Source organism: Flavobacterium sediminis (assembly GCF_003148385.1).
GTDB lineage: Bacteria > Bacteroidota > Bacteroidia > Flavobacteriales > Flavobacteriaceae > Flavobacterium > Flavobacterium sediminis.
The window spans coordinates 984329-996834 of sequence record NZ_CP029463.1 but is presented as its reverse complement, the minus strand read 5'-3'; the positions used below and the strand labels follow the sequence as shown (position 1 = coordinate 996834).

Annotated in this window: 12 protein-coding genes; 4 read left to right on the top strand and 8 right to left on the bottom strand. The window is 35.0% G+C overall.

The features are described from left to right. Positions 1–12: 12 nt before the first annotated feature. The 6 genes from DI487_RS04690 to DI487_RS04665 form a co-directional block, all read right to left on the bottom strand. Entirely contained in the window at positions 13–516 is a 504-nt protein-coding gene (locus DI487_RS04690; RefSeq protein WP_109568634.1) for a dihydrofolate reductase, read from the bottom strand. Between the two features lies 1 nt (position 517). After that, complete coding sequence (locus DI487_RS04685) at positions 518–1342, bottom strand: thymidylate synthase (protein ID WP_109570605.1); 825 nt, start codon at positions 1340–1342, stop codon at positions 518–520. An 86-nt stretch (positions 1343–1428) separates the two neighbouring features. Beyond that, positions 1429–3090, bottom strand: a complete 1662-nt coding sequence (locus DI487_RS04680; protein WP_109568633.1) for a NupC/NupG family nucleoside CNT transporter — start codon at positions 3088–3090, stop codon at positions 1429–1431. A gap of 18 nt (positions 3091–3108) precedes the next feature. Beyond that, a complete protein-coding gene (locus tag DI487_RS04675; protein WP_109568632.1) occupies positions 3109–3744 on the bottom strand; it encodes a bifunctional nuclease family protein in 636 nt (211 codons plus the stop codon). 111 nt (positions 3745–3855) lie between these two features. Next, a complete protein-coding gene (locus DI487_RS04670; protein ID WP_109568631.1) occupies positions 3856–4824 on the bottom strand; it encodes an electron transfer flavoprotein subunit alpha/FixB family protein in 969 nt (322 codons plus the stop codon). Between the two features lie 26 nt (positions 4825–4850). Then, positions 4851–5597: an electron transfer flavoprotein subunit beta/FixA family protein gene (locus DI487_RS04665; protein ID WP_109568630.1), complete on the bottom strand. Its 747-nt coding sequence runs from the start codon at positions 5595–5597 to the stop codon at positions 4851–4853. Between the two features lie 267 nt (positions 5598–5864). Between DI487_RS04665 and DI487_RS04660 the strand changes: the two genes are divergently transcribed. From DI487_RS04660 to DI487_RS04650, 3 genes are all read left to right on the top strand, one after another. Continuing rightward, on the top strand, positions 5865–6842 hold the full coding sequence (locus DI487_RS04660) for a pyruvate dehydrogenase complex E1 component subunit beta (RefSeq protein ID WP_109568629.1): 978 nt from the start codon (positions 5865–5867) through the stop codon (positions 6840–6842). A 69-nt stretch (positions 6843–6911) separates the two neighbouring features. Continuing rightward, positions 6912–9383 carry a DUF5686 and carboxypeptidase-like regulatory domain-containing protein gene (locus DI487_RS04655; protein ID WP_109568628.1) on the top strand — a complete coding sequence of 824 codons (2472 nt, stop codon included), beginning with the start codon at positions 6912–6914 and terminating at the stop codon, positions 9381–9383. Positions 9384–9476: 93 nt separating this feature from the next. Then, complete coding sequence (locus tag DI487_RS04650; RefSeq protein WP_109568627.1) at positions 9477–10004, top strand: inorganic diphosphatase; 528 nt, start codon at positions 9477–9479, stop codon at positions 10002–10004. 62 nt (positions 10005–10066) lie between these two features. On the opposite strand, the gene DI487_RS04645 is transcribed toward DI487_RS04650, so the two are convergent. Together DI487_RS04645 and DI487_RS04640 are read right to left on the bottom strand one after the other, a co-directional pair. Further along, entirely contained in the window at positions 10067–10681 is a 615-nt protein-coding gene (locus DI487_RS04645) for a deoxynucleoside kinase (protein ID WP_109568626.1), read from the bottom strand. 1 nt (position 10682) lies between these two features. Beyond that, positions 10683–11474: a hypothetical protein gene (locus DI487_RS04640; RefSeq protein WP_109568625.1), complete on the bottom strand. Its 792-nt coding sequence runs from the start codon at positions 11472–11474 to the stop codon at positions 10683–10685. Between the two features lie 123 nt (positions 11475–11597). Here DI487_RS04640 and DI487_RS04635 point away from each other — a divergent pair, with 123 nt between their 5' ends. Beyond that, positions 11598–12503 carry a GLPGLI family protein gene (locus tag DI487_RS04635; RefSeq protein WP_109568624.1) on the top strand — a complete coding sequence of 302 codons (906 nt, stop codon included), beginning with the start codon at positions 11598–11600 and terminating at the stop codon, positions 12501–12503. Positions 12504–12506 lie beyond the last annotated feature (3 nt).

The following is a 12506-nucleotide window of genomic DNA, read 5'->3' as shown; positions in this document are numbered from 1 at the left end:
AAAGTACAAATTTTATTCAGACAAATCTCTTTTTACATAGGTTAAAAAGGTAAAGGGGAATGAATGTTTTTCATCAGAGGGATGAAAGCTTTCTTCGACAAGTTTCCAATCTTCCGATTTGATTTCCGGGAAAAAAGTATCGGCTTCCACTTCTGTATGAACTCTGGTTAATTCTATTTTAGTAGCCACTAACATAGATTGTTTGTAGATTTCGCCTCCCCCGATGATGAATAAATTTTCTTCTTGAGGACAGACTGATATGGCTTCTTCAATTGAAGAAACAACTAAACAACCTTTAGGAACTTTATAGTTCTTTTGGCGTGTAATAATGATATGTGTGCGGTTTGGTAATGGCTTTGGGAAACTTTCGAAGGTTTTTCTTCCCATGATAATATAATGTTCCGAAGTTAAGGCTTTAAAACGCTTAAAATCATCCGGTAAATGCCACACCAAAGTATTGTCTTTTCCTAAGGCATTGTTTTCAGCAGCAGCAGCTATAATAATTATCTCCCTCATGTTAAACAGCAACTTGACCTTTAATGTGTGGGTGCGGATCATAACCTTCCAATGTGAAATCCTCATACGTAAAATCAAAAATATTTTTGATCTCAGGATTCAGCTTCATGGTCGGTAACGGTCTGCATTCTCTTGATAATTGTAGGTTTAACTGCTCAATGTGGTTGTTGTAAATATGAGCATCTCCGAAAGTGTGAACAAAATCTCCAAGCTGCAGATCGCATACCTGAGCAATCATCATGGTTAATAAAGCATAAGATGCAATGTTAAACGGTACTCCTAAGAAAATATCAGCACTTCTTTGATACAATTGACAGCTTAATTTTCCATCAGCGACATAAAATTGAAAGAATGCATGACATGGAGGTAAAGCTGCTTTTTGATTGGCAACATTTTCAGCAAAAGAAACAGAAGTATCCGGTAAAACGCTTGGATTCCATGCAGAAACCAACATACGACGACTGTTTGGGTTGTTTTTTAACGTTTCGATCAATTCAGATATTTGGTCTATCTCTTCGCTATTCCAATTACGCCATTGGTGACCGTATATAGGACCTAAATCGCCATTTTTATCAGCCCATTCGTCCCATATTTTTACGCCGTTTTCTTTGAGGTAACCAATATTGGTTTCTCCTTTTAAGAGCCACAACAACTCGTAAATAATAGATTTTAGGTGTAATTTTTTAGTAGTGACCAAAGGAAATCCTTCACTTAAATCAAAACGCATTTGGTAACCGAAAACACTGATAGTTCCGGTTCCGGTTCTATCGCCTTTTTGGTGACCGTTTTCTAAAACATGCTTTACTAAGTCGTGGTATTGTTTCATTTTCTTTTTTTTTATTGTCATGCTGAATTTATTTCAGCATCTAATTCTCGAGATTCCGAAACAAGTTCGGAATGACAAGGTTATGCTTATCCTATAATCATTCCGGCAATAGTAGCTGATAGTAATGAGGCTAAACTACCCCCGATTACAGCTTTTAATCCGAATTCAGACAACGTTTTACGTTGGTTTGGCGCTAAAGATCCGATTCCTCCGATCTGAATACCAATAGACGCAAAATTAGCAAAACCACACAACATATATGTTGCCATAATTACAGACTTCTCATACGTAAAATGTATATCGTTTGCTGCATTTTTAAGCTCAGCTAATTGAATGTAACCCACAAATTCCGAAGCTGCTAATTTTATGCCTAATAATTGCCCCATCAACATCATGTCTTCTTTTGCTACACCGATTAACCACATCAGCGGAGAGAAGATGATTCCTAGGATGGTTTCAAGTGAAAACTTAGTATATGGTGTATGAGCGGCAATAATATCATTTAAACCTGTAAGATCACCAAAATAGCCTAGCATATAATTAATCATAGCGATAAATGCAATGAAAACCAATAGCATGGCTGCAACGTTAGCCGCTAATTTCAGACCTTCAGTTGTTCCTGTAGCAATAGCGTCTAATATATTAGAGCCGATCTTGTCTTTGGTAACTTCAACTTGTGTATTGATGCTTTCGGTTTGCGGATATAACATTTTTGAGATAACAATAGCTCCGGGAGCTGCCATTACTGAAGCTGCCAGTAAGTGTTTTGCAAATTCCAGGCGAAGTACAGGATCATTTCCTCCTAAGAAACCAATGTAAGCTGCCAAAACGCCACCTGCTACTGTGGCCATACCACCGACCATAACTAAAAGGATCTCACTTTTGTTCATTTTCTCCAAATACGCTTTGATCATTAGCGGCGCTTCAGTCTGTCCTAAGAAAATATTACCGGCTACTGAAAGGCTTTCTGCACCTGAGATCTGAAGTATTTTGGTTAAAACCATAGCCATTCCTTTTACTACAATCTGAATAACTCCCAAATAGAACAGTAGAGAAGTTAATGCCGAAAAGAAAATAATAGTTGGAAGTACTTGGAAAATGAAGATAAAACCAAAGGTTTCTACATTCATCATTCCGCCTAATAAAAATTCGCTACCGGCTTTAGTAAAGTCTAAGATTAAGACAAATAAATTCCCGACGTATTCAAAGGCTAATTTTACAAAAGATATTTTCAATACGCCAATGGCTAGGATCAATTGTGATAATAATCCTAAGCCGACAGTTTTCCAGTTGATTGCTTTTTTGTTAGAGCTAAAAAGGAAGGCAATCGCTAATAAAGCAAGCATGCCTATGATTCCTCGAATCAGCCCGGAAGTTGTTAATCCCTGATTGGGAATAATTGTATCTTGTTGAAGCTCTTTTTTCTTCACTTTGTTAGAGGCAAAGAAAGAATAGGCTTCATTTCCTTTTTTTAATGTTAAAGTAGAGTCTGTTTTGGTTTCGATTAAGAAACGTTTGGTTGGGGAATCAGCTCCGTTCTCAAATAAGAAAAGATAATTGTCCTGTATCCAATAATCCCCTTTTTGAAAAATGCTGTCAGAAGAAAGTTTAAGTTGATAGGTTCCTTCCTTTAACTCTAAATAATCATTTTTGGAAGAGCTCAGTTGCCATTTTTTTTCAAGCTGTTGAGCAGAGATGCCTAAGGTAAAAAGGCAAAAAAATATAAGGAAATAAAATTTCTTAATCATTTTCAGGTCTGGAATTAATTAGGATTCTTTTTTTGAGATCTCATCTCTTATTTTAGCTGCTTTTTCATAATCTTCGTTTTGAACAGCTTCTTCTAGTTTGTCGTAAAGTTCTTGTAAAGTGTATTTGCTAAGGCTTTCTGTTTCTTCCGGTTTTTCTTCTTCATTTAGGCCAAAAGCTTCCGGAGTAGTCAGAATCTCTTCTTCGTTTTCTGCATTTTCTTTTGATTCTTCAGAAAGATTAGTTTTTAGGTAAATACCGGCTTTGTCTAAAATGTTCTTGTAGGTAAATATAGGCGCTCCGAACCTAATAGCTAATGCTATCGCATCAGATGTTCGGGCATCGATAATTTCTTCAATCTTATCGCGTTCACAAATAATACTGGAAAAGAAAACACCGTCTACTAATTTGTGAATGATAACCTGTTTTACGACAATATCAAATCGTTCTGCAAAATTTTTGAACAGATCGTGCGTTAAAGGTCTGGGAGGTTTTATTTCTTTTTCAAGTGCAATAGCAATGGACTGGGCTTCAAAAGCACCAATAACAATAGGTAAATTTCTTTCACCGTCCACTTCATTTAGGATAAGCGCATAAGCACCATTCTGGGTTTGGCTATACGAAATTCCTTTTATTGTTAATTTAACTAAACTCATACTTCCGTAGTGTAAAAAATAAATAACACGCTTCTAATTAATTCGTCAAAAATAAAAAAAAGAGCTATCCTAACAAAGATAACTCTTATTTTAAAGTTTTAGAAATAAATATTATGCGTTATTTGCTTTGAACGCTTTTAATTTTTCAATTAGTTTCGGTACAACTTCAAAAGCATCACCTACAACACCATAATCGGCTACTTTAAAGAAAGGAGCTTCCGGGTCGTTGTTGATTACTACTTTTACTTTTGATGCGTTGATCCCGGCAATGTGCTGGATAGCACCTGAAATACCTACAGCAATATATAAGTTAGCTGCTACCGGTTTACCGGTTTGTCCTACGTGTTCACTGTGAGGTCTCCATCCGATGTCAGAAACCGGTTTTGAACAAGCTGTTGCAGCTCCTAAAACAGAAGCCAGTTCTTCGATCATACCCCAGTTTTCAGGGCCTTTTAATCCTCTACCGGCAGAAACAACGATTTCAGCATCAGCAATAGTTACTTTTCCTGTTACTTTTTCAACGTTTTCCGTTTTTATGTTAAAATCAGCATCATTTAATGCCGGTGCAAAATCTTCTTCTGTTAACGAAACGGCTCCTTCTGCTAAACCGAATGAGTTTTTAGCTAAGCCGATAACTTTAACATCTGTTGAAATTTCAGTAATGTTGAACGCTTTGTTTGAGAAAGCATTTCTCTTTACTTGGAACGGACTAGTACTTACAGGTAATGCAACTACATTTGAAGCGTAACCGGCATTTAAATTAACAGCAACGATAGGAGCTAAATATAAACTGTCGGTCGTTGATGATAATACCACTAATTTTGTTCCTTCTTTTTCAGCCGCTTGTTTGATGACATCGGCATAAGCTTTAGCATTAAAGTTAGCTAGTTTGTCGTTTGATACTTTTAAAACTTTACTAACACCGTATTTTGCTAAATCACTAACGTCAGTTGCATTTACAGTTACGGCAGTAACTGTAGTTCCCATAGCATCGGCTACATTTTTAGCGTAAGATGCTAACTCTAAAGCCACTTTTTTAAATTTTCCTTCTGCTGATTCAGCGTATATTAAAATTGACATGATTTCCTGTTTTTTAAGATTAGAGATTAGATTACTTTAGCTTCGTTGTGTAATAAGTTTACCAATTCGTCTAAGTTGTCAGCGCTAACTAATTTAACGGCTGATTTCGGAGCCGGTTTTTCAAATTTAACTGCTTTAGTAGCTGAAGCCGAGCTGGTAGGTTCGTTAACGGCTAAAGCTTTGGAACGAGCCATCATAATTCCTCTCATGTTCGGAATTCTTAAATCTTTCTCTTCTACTAATCCTTTTTTTCCTGCAATTACCAAAGGTAAAGTAGTGCTTACGGTTTCTTTACCACCATCGATCTCTCTGATCGCTGTAGCATTATTTCCGTCTACTTCAATATTTATACAGGCATTGATGAAATTATAACCTAATAAAGTAGCTAACATACCGGGAACCATTCCTCCGTTATAGTCAATAGATTCAGTACCGGCAATCACTAAGTCATATCCTCCGTTTTTAACAACTTCAGCTAGTTCTTTAGCTACAAATAAACCGTCAGTTGGGTTTGCGTTAATACGGATGGCTTCGTCAGCACCGATAGCTAATGCCTTTCTTAAAGTTGCTTCAGTGTCTGATCCGCCTACATTAACAACGGTCACTGTAGCACCTTGTTTTTCTTTAAACCAAATTGCTCTTGTTAAACCAAATTCATCATTTGGATTGATTACGAATTGAACACCGTTTGTGTCAAACTCAGTATCGCCATTTGCGAAGTTAATTTTTGATGTAGTATCAGGTACGTGACTGATGCAAACAAGTATTTTCATATTCTGATTTTTGAATTTTTATTTTTACGACACGAAGTTACTAAAAAAAAATATATAAAAAGCTATGCGTGCATAATAAATTTTGATTTTTAAAATATTTTTAAGTTTTTTTGAGGTTTAATCAAAAAAATACCGATTAATCGGGTTTAAATTTAATATTTTATTAACTATAAGGTTTTAGTAAATAAATTTAGGATTAATGCGTATTTAGATACTGATAAATTAATTTTTGTTATTTTTGCGTTTGTACATCTATAATAAGAAACAATGAAAACGATACAATTTAGAGAAGCAGTTTGCGAAGCAATGAGTGAAGAGATGCGTCGTGACGAGTCTATATATCTAATAGGAGAAGAAGTAGCAGAATATAACGGGGCTTATAAAGCATCAAAAGGAATGCTTGACGAGTTCGGTGCTAAAAGAGTTATTGATGCTCCGATTGCTGAACTTGGTTTTGCAGGGATAGCTGTAGGTTCTGCTATGAACGGTAACAGACCGATTGTAGAATTCATGACATTTAATTTCTCATTAGTAGGGATTGATCAGATCATCAACAATGCTGCTAAGATGCGCCAAATGTCAGGTGGTCAATTTAATATCCCGATTGTATTTCGCGGTCCGACAGCTTCAGCAGGTCAGTTAGCGGCAACGCACTCTCAGGCTTTTGAAAGCTGGTATGCTAATTGTCCGGGTCTAAAGGTAGTAGTGCCTTCTAATCCGTATGATGCAAAAGGGTTGTTGAAATCTGCTATTCGTGATAATGATCCTGTAATTTTTATGGAGTCAGAACAAATGTATGGAGACAAAGGAGAAGTGCCTGAGGGAGAATACACGATTCCACTTGGTGTTGCCGACATTAAAAGAGAAGGAACAGATGTAACCATTGTTTCTTTCGGTAAAATATTAAAAGAAGCATTAATTGCAGCTGAAGAATTGGCTAAGGAAGGTATTTCTTCTGAAGTAATCGATTTGAGAACGATTCGCCCAATGGATTATGATACAATTCTTAATTCGGTTAAGAAAACAAACCGTTTAGTTGTATTAGAAGAGGCTTGGCCTTTTGGAAGTGTTGCTTCTGAGATCACATATATGGTTCAGGAAAAAGCATTTGATTATTTAGATGCTCCTGTTCAGCGTATAACTACGGCTGATACTCCTGCCCCTTATTCGCCGGCTTTGTTAAAGGAATGGTTGCCTAATGCAAACGATGTAATAAAAGCCGTAAAAAAAGTAGCTTATAAATAAGATAGAACTTCTTATATTTGAAACTTCATCAGGACTTCTGATGAAGTTTTTTCGTTTTAAACCATTATTATGTTAAAATATCTTTTCTTTTTTAGTTTTATATGTACTGTAGCTTTCTCACAAACTAAAGTTGGTGGTAAGGTTGTAGATGAGTTTGGTGAGCCAATTCCTTTTGCCAACGTTATTTTTAAAAATTCTAAAGAAGGTGTTATTACAGATGAGAATGGTTATTTTTATTTTGAATCGGATAATGATTATACTGTCTTACAAGTTTCTTTCGTTGGTTTTGAAACCTTAGATGTTCCCTTGAAAAAAGGGCTTAATTCCAATTTGAATATTGTTTTAAAAGAGGGAACAACTTTGAAAGAGGTGGTAGTGTATACCGGAAAGACCTCAAAAAAGAACAATCCGGCTTTAGATATCTTACGAAAGATATGGGCACGCAAGCGAAAGAATGGCCTTTACATGTTCGATCAGTATAAATATGATAAATACGAAAAGGTAGAATTTGATATCAATACGATTGACAGTGCTTTCATGAGTAGCAAAGTTTTTAAAGGGATGGAGTTTGTATTTGATAATATTGATACTTCAAGAATAACCGGAAAAGCTTTTCTTCCGATTTTTATTAATGAAAGTATAAGCGAAGTATATGGCGATAATATTAAGAAAAAGAAAAAAGAGATCTTAACGGCAAATAAAAAAGCAATGGGTAACGGAGACGGTGTTAATACGTTTATTAAAGATCTGTATGCCGATTACGATATCTATAACAATTATCTCAAATTTTTTGACAAAGCTTTTGTAAGTCCGCTTTCAAGAACAGGAATCGATGTATATAACTATGTGTTGAATGATAGTGCATTTATTGATAATAAATGGTGCTATAATATTGTGTACTATCCGAGAAGAAAAGGAGAATTGACCTTTAAAGGTGATTTTTGGGTGAACGATTCTACATGGGCTATCAAAAAGATTAATTTAGAAGCCAGTAAAAGTGCTAATATTAACTGGGTAAAAGAAATCTATATTGAACAAGAGTTTGATGTGTTAAATGATTCCGTGTTTTTATTGAAACGGGATTATATGATGTCCGACTTTAGTTTTTCTAAAAAAGAAGAGTCAAAAGGACTTTACGGAAAACGAACTACTATCGTTAAGAACCATGTGTTCAATCAGCCTAAGGACGATAAATTTTATAAAGAAGAAGTTAATTTTTACGACAATAAAGTTTTTGACAAGTCTGACGAATTCTGGTCAGAGAATCGTTTTGAAAAACTGAATAGAAACGAGTCCAGTATTTATAAAATGTTGGACACGTTGCAAACAGTACCGAAATTTAAACGTATCTATAATCTGGCTACTATTTTAGGAAGCGGGTATATCCAATTCGGTCATTTTGATTATGGACCTATATTTTCCACTTTTGGTTATAACGATGTGGAAGGGCAACGTATAAGGATGGGAGGAAGGACTTATTTCGGGCCAAATGATCGTTGGAGGCTACAGGGGTATACTGCTTATGGTTTTAAGGATAATAAATTCAAATACGGAATCTCAGGAAAATGGATGGTTAATACTAAAAAAAGATTGATTTTAAATGCCGGAAACCGTAGAGACGTAGAACAGATCGGAGTGAGTTTAACGACTTCAAATGATGTCTTAGGTCGAAGTTTTGCTTCTTCATCTTTATTTTCCAGCGGAACGAATAATAAGCTGACATCAGTGAACCTCACGACAGTTGGGGCAGAAATAGAACCGGTGAAGAATTTGGTTTTTCAGACTAACTTTTCGTATCGTACTTTAAAATCGGCTTCAGATGCCTTTAGTCTGGATTATTATACAGACGCCACACAATCAGAAATTAAAAGTGAAGTAAAACAATCTGAGATCAATCTTGTGGTGGAGTATACACCTAAGAGAAAAACAGTAGGTTATGGTGTGGAGAGACTGGAAGTAGACAATAATTATGCTCGTTTCTTTGTGAGTTACAGCAATGGTTTTAAAGGAGTTATGAATAGCGATTTTAATTACCAGAAACTACAACTATTTTACAGACAGCCTGTTTTGGTTGGTGGTTTCGGGCGTTTGTTTACAACTTTTGAAACCGGAAAGATTTTCGGAGAAGTACCGTTAGGATTGATGGGAGTAGTTCCCGGAAATCAGTCTTGGTTTATTATAGAGAATACCTATAATCTTTTGGATTATTATGATTTTGTAGCTGATGAATATGCGTCGCTTCATTTTGAGCATCATTTTAACGGAAGGTTATTTTCCAGAATTCCGGGATTAAGAAAATTGAATTTAAGGGAGATCGTAGGGATTAAAGGGGTTTATGGAAGTGTTTCAGATGAGAATAAACGGATTAATGCTTCCGGACTGAATTATGTGGCTCCCGAAAATGTATATTGGGAATATCATGCAGGTGTGGGGAATATTTTTAAAGTGTTGCGAATCGATTTTGCCTGGAGAGGAAGTTATATGGATATGCCTAATGCAAGAAAGTTTGCCGTTAAAGCATCATTCGGTTTCTATTTCTAAATTTTCAGAAGTATATTTTTTTAGCATAACATTTTTGCATCTAATGTTTTATAGTGCTAAATTTGTCGACCTTATATAAATAAAAAATAAAACATGACAGCAGATAATGTTACTACTTTCGACGTGTTAGTAGAAATCCCGAGAGGAAGCAGAAATAAATACGAGTACGATTTTGATTTGAAAAAAATCCGTTTTGACAGAATGTTATATTCTTCAATGATGTATCCGGCAGATTACGGGTTCATTCCTGAAACTCAGGCTTTAGATAACGACCCACTAGATGCTTTAGTGTTGTTCACAGAGCCTTCTGTTCCCGGGTGTGTGGTTGAGGTAAAACCAATCGCTATTTTCTATATGTCAGATGATAAAGGACCGGATGAAAAGATTATTTGTGTTCCGGTTTCTGACCCAGTAGCGAATAAACTGAACAACTTGTCAGATATCAATCCGCATTTGATTCAGGAAATCGAACATTTCTTTAGAGTATACAAAGATCTTGAAAACAAGAAAGTTGATGTAGGCGGATGGGGAGATGTTAACGAAGCGAAAGAAGCTTTCGCAACGTGTAAAAACAGATTTGATGCTATTGAGAACAAACCGGAAGGTTTATTCAGTATCTAAGTAGATAAAACAAAAAACCGATTGTTTAACAATCGGTTTTTTGTTTCTATAAAAAAACGGATTTAAAACAAACCGTTAATTTCAGCATCAATTCTGTTAATGATCATTCCTAGGTCTTCAGGATTGTCTACAAAGTTGATATTGTCTACATCAATAATTAATAATTTCCCTTTGTCGTAAGTCTGGATCCAAGCTTCATAACGCTCATTGAGTCGACTTAAGTAATCAATAGAAATAGAATTTTCATATTCTCTCCCTCTTTTATGTATCTGGTTCACCAAATTGGGAATAGAGCTTCTTAAATAGATCAATAGGTCAGGAGCGCCTACCAAGTCTTCCATAAGGTCAAACAACGATTTATAATTGTTAAAATCCCTGTTCGTCATTAATCCCATAGTGTGAAGATTAGGAGCGAAGATATGGGCATCTTCGTAAATCGTTCTGTCTTGTATAGTGGCTTTTCCGGACTCTCTTATTTGTAAGACTTGTCTGAAACGGCTATTTAAGAAATAGATCTGTAGATTAAAACTCCAACGTTCCATTTGATGATAAAAATCATCCAGATAAGGATTATCTACGACATCTTCAAAGTGAGCCTCCCATTTAAAATGTTTTGACAAAAGTTTGGTCAAAGTCGTTTTTCCAGCACCTATATTACCGGCAACAGCAATATGCATTTTATAAATTAATTTTGTAATTAATAATAGAATTCCAAGGGGTAAAAATAGACAAAATTCCTTCTTTATAGAAGAAATTTACAAAGCTTTTTTGGTTTATACTGATGGTGTTAATTTCTTTGTTCTCAAAATTATAAAGAAAAAGTTCTTTGCTTGTGGCAAAAAGGCATTGCTTTTCGTTGATAAATTGGAGCTGTTCTGTAACAGGAATGTTCCCGATTCGGAAGATTTTTCCAAAAAGATTGATGCCATAAACATTATTTTCTTCATCTACCCAAAAGGCATAATTGTAATCGGTTTTGAAAAATTTTATTTCAGAACTTATGGGAGTGGAAATTAATTTTAGCTGATTTGTCTTAAATTGATACAGCCCTATTTTTTGAGTGATACTGTCAAAAAACCATATTCTGTTTTGAGAAGCTAATCCGATGTTTTCAAAACTGATAAGTTCATTCAGTTCATTACCATTAATAATAGTAGTTTGGTTAAGTTGATTGTCTAATAAAACAATACTGTTAAAATCTTTGTAGAAGAGAACGATTTGCAACGGATTCAAGATGTCGACTGTTTCAATTTTGCCTAAAGCTAGATTCTTATATTCTTTATGATTTTGTGTATTACTTTTGATTAATGCGTTGTCTTTGATATAGTAATAATTGTCAAAAGCATCACGACCAATGAATCTGTCGGCTTCCGGGAAAGATAAACTGTCTTTATAAACAGGGCTCTTTTTCTCCTGAGCAATAGCAAAAGAGCAAAAAAAGAAAAAAAACAATAAAAATTTTGTATTCATCGTGATCCCAGATTAAACTTTTTGTGTTAATAATTGTCTAAAGTTAGTGTTTTAACTGTGTAAAAAAGTAAAATTTGTAACAAATAAAAGAAATAACAGTCTAAAATAATAAACAATATTCACATGAAAAAAATATTATTTTCTTTAGTTTTCATGACTGGATTTGTATCATTTGCCCAAGATTTTCAAGGAATGGCGGTATATGAGTCAAAGACCAGTACAGCAGAATTCATGAAAAACATGCCTAAGAACAGGGATATCACCCCGGAGATGCAAAAATCAATGGAAGAACGAATGAAAAAAATGTTTGAAAAAACATTCATTCTCAATTTTAACAGAACGGCTTCTGTCTATAAAGAAGAAGAAAAACTGGATATGCCCGGACAAGAAAATGCCGGTCGAATGATGCGAATGATGGGCGGTGGAGGAACACATTATAAAAATGTGAAAGAAAAAATATATGTTGAAGATAAGGAGTTTATGGGGAAAGAATTCTTAATTAAGGATACATTGCCGAAATTAGAATGGAAATTAGAGAATGAAACCAAACAAATAGGAAATTATACCTGTTTTAAAGCTACGGCCATAAAACCAATTGACGAGTCTGATTTTAGAAATTTTCGTATGAGAAGAAGAAATGAGGACGAAAAGGCTAAAGAAACTGAAGAGAAAAAAGATACACTTAGCGACTCTGCTAAAGTGACCAATTTCATGGATCAGTTGGAAATCCCTAAGGAAGTAACGATTACGGCTTGGTATTCACCGGAAATTCCGGTAAATCAAGGACCGGAAAATTATTGGGGACTTCCGGGATTAATTTTAGAAGTAAATGATGGGCAAACCACTATTTTATGCTCTAAAATAGTATTGAACTCTAAAGAGAAAGTAGATATTAAACCTGTGACTAAAGGAAAAGAAGTTACTCAAAAAGAATACAACGAAATTGTTATGAAAAAGATGAAAGAGATGCAGGAGATGTTTCGTAACAACAGAAACGGAGGACATAGAGGAGGTTTTGGGCCAAGATAATTT